20 protein-coding genes are annotated in these 16,868 nt (G+C 72.7%); 7 read left to right on the top strand and 13 right to left on the bottom strand.

What is annotated here, in order from left to right; all coding sequences use genetic code 11:
* Positions 1–126: 126 nt before the first annotated feature.
* From ACH4PY_RS26980 to ACH4PY_RS26950, 7 genes are all read left to right on the top strand, one after another.
* A complete protein-coding gene (locus ACH4PY_RS26980; protein WP_398188091.1) occupies positions 127–561 on the top strand; it encodes an ATP-binding protein in 435 nt (144 codons plus the stop codon).
* Positions 558–758 carry a hypothetical protein gene (locus ACH4PY_RS26975; protein ID WP_398188088.1) on the top strand — a complete coding sequence of 67 codons (201 nt, stop codon included), beginning with the start codon at positions 558–560 and terminating at the stop codon, positions 756–758. Before ACH4PY_RS26980 ends, ACH4PY_RS26975 begins: the two co-directional genes overlap by 4 nt.
* Before the next feature lie 3 nt (positions 759–761).
* Positions 762–1,883, top strand: a complete 1,122-nt coding sequence (locus tag ACH4PY_RS26970) for an adenosylhomocysteinase (protein WP_398188085.1) — start codon at positions 762–764, stop codon at positions 1,881–1,883.
* Positions 1,884–1,892: 9 nt separating this feature from the next.
* Positions 1,893–2,438 carry an NUDIX hydrolase gene (locus ACH4PY_RS26965; protein ID WP_398188082.1) on the top strand — a complete coding sequence of 182 codons (546 nt, stop codon included), beginning with the start codon at positions 1,893–1,895 and terminating at the stop codon, positions 2,436–2,438.
* Between the two features lie 147 nt (positions 2,439–2,585).
* A complete protein-coding gene (locus ACH4PY_RS26960) occupies positions 2,586–3,455 on the top strand; it encodes an alkaline phosphatase family protein (protein ID WP_398188079.1) in 870 nt (289 codons plus the stop codon).
* Positions 3,456–3,458: 3 nt separating this feature from the next.
* Positions 3,459–4,733, top strand: coding sequence for an MFS transporter (locus tag ACH4PY_RS26955; RefSeq protein ID WP_398188076.1), 1,275 nt, complete (start codon positions 3,459–3,461; stop codon positions 4,731–4,733).
* The gene (locus ACH4PY_RS26950; RefSeq protein WP_398188073.1) at positions 4,730–5,812 is read left to right on the top strand and encodes a TolB family protein; all 1,083 of its coding nucleotides are present in this window, start codon (positions 4,730–4,732) and stop codon (positions 5,810–5,812) included. Before ACH4PY_RS26955 ends, ACH4PY_RS26950 begins: the two co-directional genes overlap by 4 nt.
* A 107-nt stretch (positions 5,813–5,919) precedes the next feature.
* Here the strand turns inward: ACH4PY_RS26950 and ACH4PY_RS26945 are convergent, their stop codons facing one another.
* From ACH4PY_RS26945 to ACH4PY_RS26885, 13 genes are all read right to left on the bottom strand, one after another.
* Entirely contained in the window at positions 5,920–6,147 is a 228-nt protein-coding gene (locus tag ACH4PY_RS26945) for a DUF6059 family protein (RefSeq protein WP_398188070.1), read from the bottom strand.
* A gap of 36 nt (positions 6,148–6,183) precedes the next feature.
* The gene (locus ACH4PY_RS26940) at positions 6,184–6,759 is read right to left on the bottom strand and encodes a hypothetical protein (RefSeq protein ID WP_398188067.1); all 576 of its coding nucleotides are present in this window, start codon (positions 6,757–6,759) and stop codon (positions 6,184–6,186) included.
* A gap of 6 nt (positions 6,760–6,765) precedes the next feature.
* Positions 6,766–7,218 carry an SRPBCC family protein gene (locus ACH4PY_RS26935; protein WP_398188064.1) on the bottom strand — a complete coding sequence of 151 codons (453 nt, stop codon included), beginning with the start codon at positions 7,216–7,218 and terminating at the stop codon, positions 6,766–6,768.
* A complete protein-coding gene (locus ACH4PY_RS26930; protein ID WP_398188061.1) occupies positions 7,194–8,642 on the bottom strand; it encodes an MFS transporter in 1,449 nt (482 codons plus the stop codon). Before ACH4PY_RS26930 ends, ACH4PY_RS26935 begins: the two co-directional genes overlap by 25 nt.
* A gap of 179 nt (positions 8,643–8,821) precedes the next feature.
* The gene (locus tag ACH4PY_RS26925; RefSeq protein ID WP_398188058.1) at positions 8,822–9,583 is read right to left on the bottom strand and encodes an SDR family oxidoreductase; all 762 of its coding nucleotides are present in this window, start codon (positions 9,581–9,583) and stop codon (positions 8,822–8,824) included.
* A 33-nt stretch (positions 9,584–9,616) separates the two neighbouring features.
* Positions 9,617–10,561, bottom strand: coding sequence for an aromatase/cyclase (locus ACH4PY_RS26920; protein ID WP_398188055.1), 945 nt, complete (start codon positions 10,559–10,561; stop codon positions 9,617–9,619).
* Positions 10,562–10,592: 31 nt separating this feature from the next.
* A complete protein-coding gene (fabG, locus tag ACH4PY_RS26915) occupies positions 10,593–11,378 on the bottom strand; it encodes a 3-oxoacyl-ACP reductase FabG (protein WP_398188052.1) in 786 nt (261 codons plus the stop codon).
* Positions 11,375–11,638: a phosphopantetheine-binding protein gene (locus ACH4PY_RS26910; protein ID WP_398188049.1), complete on the bottom strand. Its 264-nt coding sequence runs from the start codon at positions 11,636–11,638 to the stop codon at positions 11,375–11,377. The genes fabG and ACH4PY_RS26910 overlap by 4 nt, the downstream gene beginning before the upstream one ends.
* Positions 11,638–12,894 carry a ketosynthase chain-length factor gene (locus ACH4PY_RS26905; RefSeq protein WP_398188046.1) on the bottom strand — a complete coding sequence of 419 codons (1,257 nt, stop codon included), beginning with the start codon at positions 12,892–12,894 and terminating at the stop codon, positions 11,638–11,640. The genes ACH4PY_RS26910 and ACH4PY_RS26905 overlap by 1 nt, the downstream gene beginning before the upstream one ends.
* Entirely contained in the window at positions 12,891–14,162 is a 1,272-nt protein-coding gene (locus tag ACH4PY_RS26900) for a beta-ketoacyl-[acyl-carrier-protein] synthase family protein (RefSeq protein WP_398188042.1), read from the bottom strand. The genes ACH4PY_RS26905 and ACH4PY_RS26900 overlap by 4 nt, the downstream gene beginning before the upstream one ends.
* Before the next feature lie 2 nt (positions 14,163–14,164).
* The gene (locus ACH4PY_RS26895) at positions 14,165–14,488 is read right to left on the bottom strand and encodes a TcmI family type II polyketide cyclase (RefSeq protein WP_398188039.1); all 324 of its coding nucleotides are present in this window, start codon (positions 14,486–14,488) and stop codon (positions 14,165–14,167) included.
* 66 nt (positions 14,489–14,554) lie between these two features.
* On the bottom strand, positions 14,555–16,174 hold the full coding sequence (locus tag ACH4PY_RS26890; protein WP_398188036.1) for an NAD(P)/FAD-dependent oxidoreductase: 1,620 nt from the start codon (positions 16,172–16,174) through the stop codon (positions 14,555–14,557).
* Positions 16,175–16,208: 34 nt separating this feature from the next.
* Positions 16,209–16,784: an NADPH-dependent FMN reductase gene (locus tag ACH4PY_RS26885; RefSeq protein WP_398188033.1), complete on the bottom strand. Its 576-nt coding sequence runs from the start codon at positions 16,782–16,784 to the stop codon at positions 16,209–16,211.
* Positions 16,785–16,868 lie beyond the last annotated feature (84 nt).

Genomic DNA, 16,868 nt, shown 5'->3' with positions numbered 1-16,868 from the left:
TGCTGACGTGCCGTCAAAGGACCACGGAACGCGTCTGTATCCACCCGTTCACCGAACGTAGCGTGAAGCCCCACCACCGCTACGCACCGGGAGGGCGAGATGGAGGCCCAGCGGAAAACGGCCGCCATGCAGACGGCAGGGCAAACCCCGGAGCCGATACGGCACCAGCCCATCGGCCCCGACTACTCCCGCACCTTGCCCTGCGCAGCGGAAAGCGCCGACGACGCCCGCCTGCTCGTCCGTACCGCCCTCCGCACGTGGGGCCTCGAAGGCCTGGCGGACGACGGGGCCCTCGTCGTCACCGAGCTGGTCGCCAACGCCGCCCGGCACACGAAGGGGCGGCTCATCCGGGTGACGGTCAGCCGCCCGGCGGACGGGCAGGTCCGGATCGACGTCGTCGACCGGTCGAAGCAGCGGCCCGAGCGGCGCGACGCCGAGGACCTCGCCGAGTGCGGGCGCGGCCTGAACCTCGTCGAAGCGCTCACCGCCCGCTGGGGCACCGAACCCCTCCCGTTCGGCAAGCGCGTCTGGGGCCTGCTCGAAGGAGACCCCGCCGCATGACCCGCAACGGACGGCCCTGGGTCGGCGACCAGGTCACGGACGAGGCCACCGGCCGCCAGGCCGTCATCGCCGACGTCCGCCACGGCGTCTACGTCCTCCGACCCGTACGCGGACCTGTCCTCCCGTGGACCGCCGACTCCGACGAACACCTCACCCTCATCACACCCCGCCAGCCCGACACCCCGGAAGAGAGGTGAACCGTGGAGTCCTTCGAACGCGCCCGCCTGGACGCCTACTTCAGCAAGGTCGCGGCCCGCTTCCGCGCGGATGAGCCGCCGTCCGCGTTCCTCGTCACGCACCTGCTGCCCGAACGCCCCAGCTTCGTAAGGGCCGTGGCCGCCGCCTCGAAGCTGCGGGCGGTCCTCCCGAAGCCCAAGTCCGTCTCCCCCGCCGCCAAGCGCGAGGTCGAGCGCATCGCACCCTGCGACCCGCTCTCCCGCGAGGCCTTCATCGACCCCGACCAGGCCGTGGAGTACATCGAGACCCGGGCCGCCGGGGAACGCGTCGTCCTCCTCGACGTCGGCGGCTACTTCGCGCCCACCCTGCGCGCCCTCGCCGAGCGCTTCTCCGGGACGCTCCTCGGCGTCGTCGAGGACACCGAGAACGGCCACAAGCGATACGCCGAACTCGACAAGCTCCCCTGCCCCGTCGTCTCCGTGGCGCGCTCGCCGCTGAAGGACCCCGAGGACTACCTCGTCGGGCAGTCCGTCGTCTTCTCCACCGAAGCCCTCATGCGCGAGCGCGGCGACATCCTGCACGGCCGCCCCGCCCTCGTCATCGGCTTCGGCAAGCTCGGCTCCAGCATCGCCCGGCTCCTGCACGCCAAGGGCGTCCAGGTCACCGTGCACGACATCGACCCCATCCGCCGTACGCAGGCGCTCAGTCAGGGCTTTGCCGTCGCGCGCGACCGTGACCGCGCCCTCCGCGACGCGGGGCTCGTGCTGTGCGCCACCGGGGCGCTGTCCCTGCGCGCCGAGGACTTCTCCAGCCTCCGCAACGGCGCCTACGTCGCCACCGTCACCAGCAGCGAGGACGAGCTCGACCTCGACGGGCTCCCCTCCGTCTACCAGCGGAGCCGCGACACCGACCACGTCACCCGCTGCCAGACCACCGGGCACTACTTCTATCTGCTCAACGGCGGCAACGCCGTCAACTTCCTGCACGGCGCCAGCGTCGGCCCCTTCATCTTCCTCGTGCAGGCCGAGATACTCGCCGCCCTCCACACGCTCAGCCGCAACAGCCTCGCGCCTGGTATGCACGAACTGCCCGCCGCCGACCGGGCCGTCATCGCCGACGCCTGGCTCGCCGCCTTCAACCGCTGACGAGGACCCATGGCCATCACCGCCCAGCACATCCGCGACACCCTGAGCTGCTACCTGGACCGGTACCCCGAGGACGGGGACGGGCTCGGCGCCCTCGCCGACTCCCTCGCCGACACGCCCGGCACCATCACCTCGCGCAAGGAATTCCGTGGGCACGTCACCGCCGGGGCGCTGCTGCTCCGGCCTGACGAGCGCGTCCTGCTCATCCGGCACAAGGCCCTCCGTACGTGGCTCTTCCCCGGCGGGCACCTGGAGGACGGCGACGACACCCTCCTCGGCGCCGCCCTGCGGGAGCTGAGCGAAGAGACGGGGATCCCGGCCGAGCGCGTCACCCCGGTCAGTCCCATCCCCCTGCACATCGACGTGCACCCCATCCCCGCCAACCCCGCCAAGGGCGAACCCGCCCACCAGCACTACGACGTCCGCTACCTCTTCCGCACCGAGGCCGCCGACGTCGCCGACGTCACCGCCCTCCAGGCGGAGGAGGTCACCGGCTTCGCCTGGCAGCCCGCACGCACGCTCAGCGGCGAGGCCCTGCGCGGCAGGCTGGGCTGACCCGCTCACCCCGCGTACACCGGGCGTACCGCAGCGTTCGCGTGATCTTCACCTGGCGCACCGCTCGCGCGTTCCCGTCGCGCTCCTAACTTTGGCATGCACATCGCACGCGCGTCCTTCCCCCACCCCCCTCACCGGAGGTAATCCGTGCGCAGCCGTAGCCGTACCGCCCTGTTGACCGCCGGCGGGCTCGCCGCCGCCTCTGCCGGCCTGTGGGCCGGGCTCGGCGGGAACGCCCAGGCGGCCGGTTCCGTACCGACGCCCGATCACACGGTCGTGGTGGTCATGGAGAACCACGCCTACAGCCAGGTGATCGGCAGCTCCAGCGCCCCGTACATCAACTCGCTCGCGACCGGCGGCGCCAACCTGACGCAGAGCCACGCGATCACCCACCCCAGCCAGCCGAACTACTACGCCCTGTTCTCCGGCTCCACTCAGGGCGTCACGTCCGACAGCTGTGTCACCATCGGCTTCAGCTCGGCCGCGAACCTCGGCTCCGAGGTCGCCGCCGCGGGCAAGACGTTCGGCAGCTACAACGAGACGCTGCCCAGCCAGGGTTCGACCACCTGCAAGAGCGGCAACTACGCGCAGAAGCACAACCCGTGGTTCGGCTTCTCCAACGTGCCGACCTCGTCCGCGAAGACCTTCGCGCAGTTCCCGACGGACTACTCGACGCTGCCCACGACCTCGTTCGTGGTGCCCAACCTGTGCAGCGACATGCACGACTGCTCGGTGTCGACCGGTGACACCTGGATCAAGAACAACCTGGGCGCGTACGCGACCTGGGCCAAGACGCACAACAGCCTGCTCGTCGTCACCTTCGACGAGGACAACTCGCTGAGCGGCAACCGCATCCCGACCGTCTTCTACGGCCAGCCGGTCAAGGCGGGCTCGTCCGTGTCGACCACCTACAACCACTACAACCTGCTGCGGACGCTGGAGGACCTGGCAGGCACGTCCTCGCACGCCGGGCAGGCCGCCTCGGCGTCGGACATCACCGGCATCTGGTCCAGCTGACCGATGTACGTCAGCGAGAGCCGCGCGAGCACACCCGCGGTGGCCTCGCCGGCCGCCGCCCGGGGCACGTCACGCCCCGGGCGGCGGTCCGCCGTGGCCTCCACCGTGCTCGCGCTGGGCGCGGTCAGCCTGATCACGGACGTCTCCTCGGAGATGGTCACCGCGGTGCTGCCGCTCTACCTGGTCACCGGACTCGGCCTGTCCCCGCTGGGTTTCGGTCTGCTGGACGGCGTCTACAACGGTTTCAGCGCGCTCGTCCGGCTCGTCGGCGGCCACCTCGCCGACCGCGGCGGGCGGCACAAGCGGGTCGCCGTCCTCGGCTACGGGCTGTCGGCGCTGTGCAAGCCGCTGCTGCTCGCCGTCCACACCCTGCCGCTGATCGGCGCGGTGCTCGCCGCCGACCGTACGGGGAAGGGGCTGCGCACCGCGCCGCGCGACGCGCTCATCTCGCTCTCCAGCGAGCCGGGGGCGCGCGGGCGGGCGTTCGGTGTGCACCGCGCGATGGACACCACGGGCGCGCTGCTCGGCCCGCTGGTCGCCTTCCTGATCCTGCGCCGGGCGGCGGAGGGCTACGACGCGGTCTTCACGGTGAGCTTCTGCGTCGCGGCGGTGGGCGTGCTGGTGCTGCTGCTGTTCGTGCCCGCGCGGGTACGGGAGGCGGCGGGCACGCCAGGGAAGGACGCGCCGCGGGCCTCGCTGCGGGCCGCCGTCGCCCTGCTCGGGCGGCGGGAGCTGCGCGGGCTCGCGCTGTGCGCGATGGCGCTGGGCCTGGCGACCGTGAGCGACTCCTTCGTCTACCTCATGCTCCAGCGCCGCCTCGGCGTGCCCGACCGCTGGTTCGCGCTGCTGCCGCTGGGCACGGCGGCGGCGTTCCTGCTGCTCGCGGTGCCGCTCGGCCGGTGGGCGGACCGGGTGGGCCGCTGGCGCGTCTTCGTCGGCGGCCACCTCGCGCTGCTGCTGGCGTACGGACTGCTGCTGTCGCACCTGCGGGCGGGCGTGCTGCCGTACGCGGTGCTCGCGTTGCACGGCACGTTCTACGCGGCCACCGACGGGGTGCTGATGGCGGCGGCGGCCGGTTCCGTACCGGCGGCGCTGCGCTCCAGCGGGCTCGCTCTGGTGCAGACCGGCCAGGCGGCCGCCCGCTTCTTCTGCTCGATCGCCTTCGGCGCGGCCTGGACCGCGTTCGGCGACCGCTCGGCGCTCACCGGCGCGGCGGTCGCGCTGCTGGCGGGCGTGCTGCTGTCGGTACGGCTGCGACCCGCGGAGGGGATCGGATGAGCGAGGACGGCCAGGGACCGACGGAAGAGGACGCCCGCCCCTCCGGCGACGCCCCCCTCAGCACGCGCGGCAAGCTGCTCGTGCTCCTCGCCGGGGTCCTGGTGCTCGCGCTCGTCGGCGGGGTCGCGGTGTGGCGGGCGGCGGACCGGGCGGACCGGAAGAACCAGGTGCAGGCGGGCGGGCCCGCGGTGCACGCCGGGGACGTGTCGCTCGCGCCCGGCGCGGGGCGGCGGATCGTCTTCCGCTCCATGGCGTGGGGCCCGCACCGCGACGAGCTGGCCAGCGTCCCGGCGGCCGACCCGAACGGCCCGCGCACCGCCTCCGGTGTGAAGTGCCTGCGCTTCTACGCCGCGGGCGGCACCGGGGTGTGCCTCCAGGCGGAGCGCGGGGCGGTCAACGACAGCTACCGCGCCCTCGTCCTCGACCGGAACCTGCGCACCACCCGGCACGTGGACCTCGTGGGCATCCCGACCCGCGCCCGGGTCTCCCCCAGCGGGCGGATGGCGGCCTGGACGGTCTTCGTCGGCGGCGACTCGTACGCGGGCACCGACTTCTCCACCCGCACCACGATCCTGGACACCCGCACCGGCGCCCTCCAGCCGACGCTGGAGGACTACACGCTGACCCGCGACGGCAAGCGGCTGCGCGCCGCCGACCTCAACTACTGGGGCGTGACCTTCTCGGACGACACGCACTTCTACGCCACGGCCGCGACCGGCGGCCGCACGTACCTGATCCGCGGCGACGTGGCGACGCGCACCGCCGTCACACTGCGCACCAACGTCGAGTGCCCCTCGCTCTCGCCGGACGGGACGCGCATCGCCTTCAAGAAGCGCGTCCCGGGGCTCGACCCCGACGCCCCCTGGCGGCTGTACGTCCTGGACCTGGCGACGCTGAAGGACCATCCCACCGCCGAGTCCCGCAACGTAGACGACCAGGCGGTGTGGGTCGACGGCGACACGCTCTCCTACTCGCTGCCCGGCGACTACGGCTCCGACCTGTTCACCGTCCCCGCCGACGGCACCGGCGCCCCGGCCCCGCTGACCGCGTCCGCCCTCTCCCCCGCCTGGCTCGGCTGACCCCGGACGAGCCGGGTAGAGCGCGGGAGAGGCCGGAAAACAAAAAAGACCGCGCGGCCCGAGGGCCGCGCGGTCAGGAGTCGTTCAGGGGGCCGTTCAGGGGTCGTTCAGGGCCGGTCGGCGGAACCGCCGCCGGTGAGGCGGGTTTCGAGGTCCTGCCACCAGCGGCGTTCGTGGTCGGGCAGCGGCACCAGCTTCTCCGGGTGGCCCGGGGCGGGGGGCGCCCCCGGCGGCGGGGCGGGTGGCGGGAGCGGCGGCGGGCAGATGTGGAAGTAGCCGTAGTCGCGCAGGGCCCGCCCGACCAGGAGCAGGAACCGTCGCAGCGGTGCGGGCACGGGCACGGGCTCCTTCCCGGCGGGGACGGCCGGTCGTCAGGCCAGGCAGTCCGCGGCGATCCACCCCATCGCGGCCGGCACGGACGGGGAGCGGTGGGCGACGGCGGCCGGGCGCACCGAGATCTCCCAGCGCGGTGTGTACGGGTCGCGCGCGGTGCCGGAGGCGTAGGCGCACTGGAGCCCGGCCTCGGGGCGTACGGTGACGCCGAATTCGGCGCTCGGGCCGTCGCTGTCGATGTCGCCGAGGCCGAAGACCAGGGTCGCGCAGCGCACGGCGTCCACGGTGCCGCGGCGCAGCGGCAGCGGTACGGGGCCGAGCCCGGCCAGCCGCAGGCTGCCGCGCGGGCCGGGCTCGATGGCCGCGTCGAGCTCCAGCGTGCCGGGGTCGGTGGTGTGCGGCGCGCCGCCGGTGCGCAGCCGTACGCCCCTGTGCCCGGGGTGGGTGGCCAGGTGCAGGGTCAGGGGGTGGATCAGCGCCCGGGTGACGCCGTATCCGCGGTAGTCGCCCGCGCGGGTGTCGAGGATCGCGAGTGCCTGCCGGGTGAAGTCGGCGGTGTCGGCGATCCCGTAGCGCAGGGCGACGGCGCTCTCGTACCGGCTCAGACCGCGCATCGCCGGTTACCCGCGGCCGGTCTCGACGGCGCGCTTGACCTGTTCCAGGGTGGTGCGCATGCCGTCGACCATGATCTGCTCGCGGTCCCGGCCGAGCAGCCGGGAGGCGGTGAAGATACGGGCGGCGACGGGCATGGGCCCGGCGTGCTCGCGCCACTCGGTGAGCAGCGTGCCGCCGGCCTCGGGCTCCAGGCGGTAGCCCCAGCGCATGTTCGACTCGGTGACCTGGAAGGAGAAGCGCTTGGGCGCGTCGTACTCCAGGACCGTGCAGGTGGTCGTCCAGCGCATGACGCCGCGCTTGTTGGTGCCCTTGAAGACGGCCCCGGCGCGCGGGACCGAGTTGTTCGCCCAGCGGCCGCCGATGTTCTCCGGGCTCAGCTCGCCGTAGCGGGTGGGGTCGGCCACCAGGGCCCACACCGTCTCCGGGGCGGCCTTCACCCAGATACTCGCCTCGTCCATGGTTCCTGTCCTCCTGGGGTCGCGCGCCGCGGCGGGCGCGGCAGCAGGTACGTGGTCAGTGCGGCCACCGGTCCGATCGCGCCGATCGCGACCACCAGCCATACCGCGGGCCGCAGCCCGCCGTTGCCCGTACCGCCCAGCCCGTTCTGGAAGAGGGCGGCGGCCAGGGCGGGGGCCACGACCGCGGCGATCTGGACGGCGCTCTGGTAGAGGGCCGCCGCGGCGCCGCGCTCGGCGGGGGCGAGGCCCGAGGTGGCCTGGGTGTTGAGGGCGGCGAACGACAGCACGAAGCCCAGCCCGACCAGGATCATGGTGGGCAGGACCGCGGTCACGTAGTCGGGGTGGGCGGGCAGCCGCAGGTAGAGCAGGTAGCCGGCGAGCGGCGGCAGGGCGCCGTACGCGATGAGCCGGCGGGTGCCGAAGCGGGCGATCATGCGCCCGGAGTGCAGGGCGACGAGGGCCAGCGGGACGCTCGCCGGGAGGATGGCCAGCGCCGTCTGCAGCGGCGACCATCCCCGGGTGGTCTGGAACTGGAACGTGACGACGACCAGCAGCCCCAGGTAGGAGCCGTTGAGCGCGCCGGCGCCCAGCGCGGAGCGGGCCATGGTGCCGCCGGTGCGCAGCGGCAGCCGCACCAGCGGGTCCTTGGCCGTACGCTCCACCGCGACGAACAGCGCGCACAGCACGGCGAACCCGGCGGCCGCGGCACCGACCTGGGCGCTGAACCAGCCGTGCGCGGGTGAGGACGCGATGGCCAGGTCGAGGCACACCAGGGCGCCGGTGGCGCTCAGGGCGCCGGCGACGTCGTAGCGGCGGCGCGGCCCGACGGCGGGGGCGGAGCGCGGGATCATGCGCAGGCCCAGCAGGAACAGCAGCAGCGCGGCGGGGGCCGGGGTCGCCAGCGTCCACCGCCAGCTGATGTCGGTGAGCAGGCCGGACAGCAGCAGTCCGCCGGTGAAGCCGCCCGCGCCGAAGACGGTGTAGACGGAGATGGCGCGGCTGCGGTGCGGGCCCTCGGGGAAGGTGTTCATGATGATGGCCAGGCCCGTGGGCGCGGTGAGCGCGGCGCAGAAGCCCTTCACCACGCGGCAGGCGACCAGCAGCGCGAAGCTGCCGGTCACACCGGCCACCAGCGAGGCGGCGGCGAAGGCCAGCAGCGCCCACAGGTAGGCGCGGCGGGCGCCGTGGATGGCGACGACCCGGGCGCCGAAGAGCATGAGGCCGCCGAAGCCGATGGCGAAGGCGGTCATGGCCCACTGGGCGGTGCTGGGCGCGAGGTGGAAGTCCTGGCCCAGGGCGGGCAGGGCGACCAGGGTCGCCGAGACCTCCAGGGCGTCGATGAGCATGTTGCCTGCCAGGACGGCCAGCAGGCCCCCGGGCGGCGGGGCGGTGCCGGTCGCGGTCCGTTGCGGCGCGGTCTTCATGGCGGCTCCCGCGGTCGGGGACGGCGGTTCTCGGGGGCGGCGCTTGTCGGAGGGGCTCCTCGGCGGGGCTCGTCGGCGGTGAAGGTCCGGGGCACGGCCCGGGGCAGGTCCGGGCGGCGCCCGGAGGGGCGTACGGCGGTCGGGCAGGGCCGCCGTACGCGTGGGGCCCGTGGTGCGGGTCAGAGCAGCGTGCCGCCGCTGGCGTCGATGAACGCGCCGGTGATCCAGCGGGCGTCCTCCGAGCAGAGGAAGGCCACGACGTCCGCGACGTCCTCGGGCTCGCCGACCCGGTTGAAGGCCGACAGCGACGCCATCGCGGTGACGACCTCGGGCATCTGGAAGACCGGGTTGTCGTTGCGGGTGATGCCGGGGGCGACGCTGTTGACGGTGATGCCGCGCGGGCCGAGGTACTTGCCGAAGTGCAGCCCGAGCATCTCGACGGCGGCCTTCGACATCGCGTACGCGATCTCGTCCGGGTTGGAGGTGCGGGTCAGCCCGGAGGAGATGTTGACGATGCGGCCGCCGTCGGGCATGTTCCGCAGCGCGCGCTGGATGAGGAAGAACGGCGCCTTGGCGTTGACCGCGAGGATCCGGTCGAACTGCTCGGAGGTGGTGTCCTCCGGCTTGATGCCGCCCAGCACCCCGGCGTTGTTGACGAGGATGTCCAGCGCGGTGGAGCCGGCGTGCTCGGTCAGGCCCGCCTCCAGCGCCTCGAAGAGCGTGTCGACGTCGCCGGGGACGCCGAGTTCGGCGCCCACCGCGAAGGCCTTGCCGCCCGCCTGCCGGGCGGTCTCGACGACGGCCTCGGCCTCGTCCTTGGCGGTGTTGTAGTGCACGGCGACCAGCGCGCCGTCCGCGGCCAGCCGCAGGGCCATCGCGCGGCCCATGTTGCGGCTCGCCCCGGTGACGAGCGCGGTCTTGCCGGAGAGCTTGTTGCCCATGTGGTCCTCCTCGTGGGGGGTGCGCTGGTGGGATCAGGCCCGCGACTCGGCGTACGTCTTGGCGTAGCCGAGGGTGGTGCGGGAGTTGGTGCTCAGGGCGTGCTGGACGTGCTCGCGGCCCTCGGTGACGCCGGCGTCCGGGCCGAGCACGGAGGTGACGTTCTCCGGGCGCAGCACGACGGTGTGCCGGGAGGTGGCCGCGACGCCGGAGGCGGTGGGGCGGAAGCTCCAGCGGCCGGTGTGCAGGCTCATCAGGACCGGCAGGGTGGTCTGCTTGTAGACGATGCGGTCGTACGGGAAGCAGACCCGGTAGGACTTGGTGGTGTGCACCGAGCCGTTGGGCGAGCGGGTGTCCATCTCCAGCTCCTGGAGGCCCGGTTCGGGCTCCTGGAGGTTCACCCGGGCCACGTGCGGCAGCCGCTCGGACCACAGGCCGGCCTCGTTGATGAAGTCGTAGACGTCCTTGACGCTGCCGTTGATGTGGACGGTGTCCTCGAAGGACCAGGTCAGCTTCTCGGAGCCGACGACGAACTCCAGGTTGGCGCGCAGCGCGGCCAGCTCCGAGCGGGAGTTGCCGTCCACGGCCTGGTCGATCCAGGCCAGGCCGTCGGCGTCGTCGTCGATCGCCCGGTAGTCGTGCAGCAGCCGGACCCGGGACTGCCCGGCCGACAGCGGCTCGATGATCCAGGCGCCGCCCATCGCGGCGACCGGCGGGGTGGAGACCTCCTGGCGGAAGTCGATGCGCAGCGTGTCGGGGTGCAGGGCGCGCTGCGACGTCCAGTTCTTGGGCGCGCCGTTGGCGGTGGCCCAGACCCGGATGCGCTCGCGCCCGGCGCCCTGCGAGGCCTGGTCGACGTGGATGGTGGGCGGGAAGATCCGCGGCCAGTTCTCCACCTCGGCGATGAGCCGGTAGACCTCGCGGGCCGGGGCGGCGACCGTGATCTCGTGCTCGACTTCGCGAACCACGGGCTGTGTCATGCTCGTTCCTCCTGTCGCGGGGTCGCGGGGGTCAGAAGTTGCCCAGGCCACCGCAGACGTTGAGGGCCTGGGCGGTGATGGAGGCGGCCGCGTCCGAGGCGAGGTAGCCGACCAGACCGGCGACCTCCTCGGGCGTGGAGTAGCGGCCGAGCGGGATCTTGGCGGTGAAGCGCTCCAGGATGGCCTGCTCGGTGGTGTCGTACGCGGTCGCGTAGCCCTCCCGGACGCGCTGCGCCATGGGCGTCTCGACGTAGCCGGGGCAGACCGCGTTGACGGTGATGCCGGTCGGGGCCAGCTCGTTGCCGAGGGCCTTGGTGAAGCCGACGACACCGTGCTTGGACGCCGAGTAGGGGGCGCCGAGGATGACGCCCTGCTTGCCCGCGGTGGAGGCGATGTTGATGATCCGGCCGCGGCTCTTGTGCCGCATGCCGCCGGTCGTCAGCACCTCGCGGGTCAGCCGGAAGACGCTGTTGAGGTTGGTGTTGATGACGTCGTGCCACAGCTCGTCGGGGATGTCGGCGGTGACACCGCCGCCGCTGCGCCCGGCGTTGTTGACCAGGACGTCGACGGTGCCGAGCCGGTCGACGGCGGCCGCGACGAACTCGCGCACGGCCGTGTCGTCGCGGACGTCGAGGGTGCGGCCGTCGACCTCGTGGCCCTCGGCGCGCAGCTCCTTGACGGTGGCCTCGACGTTGCCGGCGTCACGGGCGCCGAGGAAGACCCGGTGCCCCTGGACGGCCAGCAGACGGGCGACGGCCAGGCCGATCCCGCTGGTCGCCCCGGAGACCAGGGCGACGGGGCGGTCGGCGGCGCTCATGCCGAGACCGTCAGCAGCTCGTTGACCGCGGTGATCAGCTCGCGCGGGGTGACGTGCACCGACAGCACGGACTCGTCGATGATGACGTCGTACTCGTTCTCGATCCGGCCGCCGGTCTCCAGGATGGCCAGCGACTCGTAGCCGATCTCCTCGAAGCCCTGGTCGAGGATGTCGCCGTCGAGGTCCACGGCGTCGTCGGCGCCGGCGCACTCGACGAGGATGCGTTTGAGGTCGTCCAGGGTGAACTGCCGGGCAGTCATCAGCGTGTCCCTTCGGTGGAGTCCGATCCGGTGGTGGCGCGGCTGCCGGCCCGTACCAGCAGCGCCGAGTTGAAGCCGCCGTAGCCGCGGGCCAGGATCAGCGCGCTGCGGACCGGGCGCACCCGGGGACGGCCGGTGACCAGGTCGATGCCGTAGTCGGCGGCCGGGTCGGAGTTGACGGTGGGCGGGATGACGCCGTCCCGGACGGACAGCAGCGCGGTGGCCGTGTCCAGGGCTCCGGCGCCGGAGTAGAGCCGGCCGGTCATCGTCTTGGGCGCGGTGACGGGCACCCCGCGCTCGCCGAAGACCTGGTTGATCGCGACGGCCTCGGCGCGGTCCAGCTCCGGGATGCCGGCCGCGTCGGCGAAGACGACGTCGACGTCGTCCGCGTCCGCTCCGGCGTCCGCGAGGGCGACCTCGATCGCCTTGCGGAAGGCCCCGTCGCGTCCGGTGCCCGCGGGGGCGTCGAAGGTGGCGCCGTACCCGGCGATCTCGCCGTAGACGCGGGCGCCGCGCAGGGCGGCGGCACCGGCCTCCTCCAGGATCAGGATGGCGCCGCCCTCGCCGGGCACGTGGCCGCAGGCATCGGCGTCGAAGGGCAGGTAGGCGTGGGCGGGCTGGTCGCTGGTGCTCATCCGGCCGCCGGCCAGCTGTGCGACCCAGCCCCACGGACAGATCGTCGCGTCGACCCCGCCGGACACCATCAGCCGGGTGCCGCTGCGGATCTTGCGGCGGGCCTGCGCCAGCGCGTCCAGACCGCCGGCCTGGTCGCTGACGACGACCCCGCTGGGGCCCTTCATGCCGTGCCGGATGGAGATCTGGCCGCTGTTGACGGCGTAGAACCAGGCGAAGGACTGGTAGGCGCTGACGTACTGGCTGCCGCGGCTCCACAGCTTCTGCAGCTCGCCCTGGCCGAACTCGAAGCCGCCCGCGGAGCTGGAGGTGACCACGCCCATGCTGTAGCCGTCCAGGCCGCGCGGCTCGATCGAGGCGTCGGCGAGCGCCCAGTCCGCGGCGACCAGCGCCATCCGCGTCATGTGGTCGGTCTGCACGATCATGCGGCCGGGCAGGTGGTCCTCGGCGACGAAGCCCTGGACCTCCCCGGCCAGCCGGGCGGGGTACTGCGACGGGTCGAAGCGGGTGACGCGGCCGATGCCGCTCTTGCCGCCGCGGGTGGCGTCCCAGTAGGCCGCGGCGCCCAGCCCGTTGGGGGCGACGACACCGAGGCCGGTGACGACGGTGGTGGCGGCGGTCATGTGATCCTCCGGTCGGCGGCGGCCAGCACCATGGCGCTCTGGAAGCCGCCGAACCCGCTGCCGACGGTGAGCACCGCGTCGGTGCGCCAGTCGCGGGCGGTGAGCGGGACGTAGTCCAGGTCGCACTCGGGGTCGGGAGTGTGCAGGTTCGCCGTGGGCGGGACCACGTTCTCGGCCATCGCCAGCACCGAGGCGGCGATCTCGATCGAGCCGATCGCGCCGAGCGAGTGCCCGACCATCGACTTGATGGAGCTGACCGGGACCTGCCGGGCGCGCTCGCCAAGGCTCAGCTTGAACGCCGCGGTCTCGTGCCGGTCGTTCTGCTTGGTGCCCGAGCCGTGCGCGTTGATGTAGTCGATCTCCTCGGGGTTCATCCGCGCCTGGTCCATGGCGACCCGGATGGCCTCGGCCATCTCCAGCCCGTCGGGCCGCAGCCCGGTCATGTGGAAGGCGTTGCAGCGCGAGCTGTAGCCGGCGATCTCGGCGTAGATGTGCGCGCCGCGGCGGCGGGCCGCGGTCAGCTCCTCCAGGACGAAGATCGCGGAGCCCTCGCCCAGGACGAAGCCGTTGCGGGTGCCGTCGAAGGGCCGCGAGGCGTGCTCGGGGTCGTCGTTGCGCGGGGTGGTGGCCTTGATCGCGTCGAAGCACGCCAGCGTGATCGGCGAGATGGGCGCGTCGGTGGCGCCGGCGACCATGACGTCGGCGGCGCCCTCCCTGATCACCTCGACCGCGTAGCCGACCGCGTCGATGCCCGAGGTGCAGCCGGTGGAGACCACCGACGTCGGGCCCTGGGCACCGGCCCGCCAGGCGACCTCGGCGGCGCCGGCGCTGGGCACCAGGTAGTTGTAGAGGTGCGGTACGGCGTACTCGTGGTCGACCAGGTCCTGCCGGCCGCCGTCGCTGACGACGCGGTACTCCTGGTCCAGGCCCATCGTGGCGCCGACGGCGCTGCCCAGCGTGACGCCGGTGCGGAAGGGGTCCAGGGCCTCGAAGTCCAGGCCGCTGTCGGCCACCGCCTCACCGGCGGCGACCACCGCGAGCTGCACGGAGCGGTCCATGCGGCGGATCTCCTGCGGGCTCAGGCCGAACAGCTCGGGATCGAAGTCGATCTCGGCGGCGACCTGGGAGCGGAACGGGGTGGGGTCGAAGAAACTGACCCGCCGGGTCGCGGTACGGCCCTCGGACAGCAGGCTCCAGAAGTTCTTGACGCCGATACCGCCGGGGGCCAGCACGCCCACCCCTGTGATGACGACTCGCCGGGTGGACACCGTCACGCCTCCCAGTTGTAGAAACGCGTCGCGAGCGCGTCGGCCGGCGAGCGCCAGGTGGCGGGGTCGTAGGCCTGGATGTACGGCTTGAGGTCCTCGCTGATCCGCACGAAGCGCGAGTCGGCCTTGGCCTCCTCGATGCGCTCGCCGCCGTTGTTCTCGTCGAAGTCCTGCACGTGGAAGTACAGGCCGCGGAACTGGAACAGCTGCCGGCGCCGGGTGCCCATCAGGTGCGGCATCTCGGTGCGGTCGAAGTCCGCGAACAACCGGGCCACGTCGCTGCCGCCGCCGGGTTCGATCCGCGCGACGATCAAGCTGCTGTGCATGTCAGTACCCTCTTTCGGTCCGGTCCGGTCCTGGTACCTGCCGAGGAGCCGGCGCGCTGGGGATGATCAGGCGAACAGCGAGCGCATGTGCTGCGGGGACTGGGTGGTGCCCCACCGGCCGAGCCGCTCCAGCAGCTCCGGCGTCGCCTCGAAGTGGTGGTTGTCCGGGTCGCCCAGGGCGAAGGGCGCGGGGACGAACGCGCTGTCGCGCAGGTGCGCGAAGATGCGGTCGGCCGCGGCGGCGGGTTCGAGGGTGCCGGCCTCCACTGCCTGGCAGGTGGTGCGGGTGAAGGCGAGCAGCTCGATGATGTCCTTGGCCACGGGCGCGGGCATGCCGGGCGTCTCGTGGTTCTCCAGGTCGAGGAACACCTGCTCGTCGCGGGTCTTGAGGTAGTCGCGCAGCGCGTTCTCGATCCGCATCGTGGGCAGGATGCTGGTGACCTTCCACACCCGGATGACCGCGTTCCACAGCTCGTAGTGGCGGAAGCCCACGAAGGAGCTGTAGACGAGGTCGTCGTGCACGTCGTACAGGCCCTGCTGGACCTTGTCGATGTACGCGAAGCGCTCGGTGGACCAGTCGCCGTCGCGGGAGGCCGCGATCAGCCGCCAGGCCAGCGAGTTGACGACCTCCAGGGTGTTGGTGATGCCGCGCGAGTACAGGGCGTCGATGAAGCCGGCCGCGTGCGAGGTCAGGGTGTAGCGCTCGCCGACGGTGTTGGACGCGGAGTACTGGAGCCGTCCGGTGCTGATCCAGGGCCGCACCGCGCGGGCGCCGGTGAACTGCTCGGCGATCTGCGGGAAGCGGGCGAGGAAGTCGTCGAACTCCTGCTGCGCGGAGACCTTCGGGTCCTTGGGGAAGACCCGCTCGTCCAGCGTCAGCCCGACGCTGCACAGGGTGCTCAGCGCGCCCTCGTGGTTGTCGAACGGGATGACCCACAGCCAGCCGCCGTCGAAGACGTGGTGCAGCGTGCCGTGGTGCCAGGGGCTGGGGTTCTTGTGCGCCTGGGCGGCGGTGGCGTCGTCGAACGGCGTCACGCCCACCATGTGGGTGAACATGCTGCGCGAGTGGTGCCGGGCCCGCGGCGGGTCGTCGCGCAGCCCGAACGCCTCGGCGGTCGGGGAGCGGTAGCCGCCGCCGTCGACCAGGTACTTCGCCCGGTACTCGGTGCCCTGCGTGGAGCGCAGCACCACACCGGCGGCCGGGTCGATGTCGATGCTGGTGATGCGGGTGTCCAGGCACGGCTCGGCGCCGTACTGCACCGCGAGGTTGAACAGGTACGCGTCGGAGTCCTGCCGGAACAGGTGGCACTCGGTGCGCTGCCACTCGGGGATCACCAGCTGGTTGATCTGGTCGGGCTGCTGGGGCTTGCCCTGCTCGTGGTAGACGAACCCGAAGTTCGACTTCCGTCCCGACATGGGGCTGACTTTCTCGTTGACGCCGCGAAAGCTGGCCAGCGGGGCGATCTCGGGGACGTCGTAGCGCTCGGCGATGATCTTGGTCATCGAGGAGGTGTAGGGGATCGTCGACTCCCCCACCGCGAAGCGCGGGTGGGTGCCGGCGTCCATCAGCAGCACCTTGACGTCGTTGCGGGCCAGCACCGCGCCGAGCATGCCGCCGGCCATGCCGGCGCCGAGGATCGCCACGTCGTAGGTCTGGTCGGCCAGCTCCTTGCCGGTCTCGTCCATGATTCGTCCTCCACGGGAGTGCGGTCGGTTCGGCTCAGGAGTGGTAGGGGCGCTTGGCCTTCGCGGTGCGCAGCGCGTCGGCCCACCAGACGAGCTGGTCGAGCATGAGCTTGGCCGCGGCGTTGCAGCCCTCCAGTTCGGGGGCGAACGCGCCGGCGGCGTCGAAGTGGCTGAGGATCCGCGGGAAGATCGCGATGTCCTTCACGCCGACGGAGTGGAACTCCGCGAGGATCTGCCGCAGGTGCTCCACCGCCCGCACGCCGCCGGCCATGCTCAGGCCGTACGTCACGAATCCGGCGGGCTTGGCTTCCCACTCCGCGTTGTAGTTGTCGATGAGCGTCTTGAGCGGCCCGGGAATGCCGCGGTTGTACTCGGGGACGACGAAGACGAAGGCGTCGGCCGCGGCCAGTACCGGCCGCAGCGCGACCACCGCGGGCGCGGTGTCGTCGAGGTCGTCCGGCATCGGGTGGTCGACCAGGTCGACCACGTCGGTCACCAGGTCGGCGCGCTGCCCGGCCTGCCCGACGAACCACTGCGCCACCTGCGGCGCGAGGCGTCCGGCACGGGTGCTGCCGACGATGACCACGACCCGGATCGGTGCGGTGGACACAGGGTGCTCCTCCCCTTGCTCGGGACCGGTGGGACCCCGGGGCCGCGGCCACGCCCGTCACAGGCGCGGCCGCGGCCCCGGGAG

The sequence above is a fragment of the Streptomyces sp. NPDC021224 genome, assembly GCF_044332905.1.
Taxonomy (GTDB): Bacteria; Actinomycetota; Actinomycetes; order Streptomycetales; family Streptomycetaceae; genus Actinacidiphila.
This window is presented reverse-complemented; position numbering and strand designations above follow the sequence as displayed.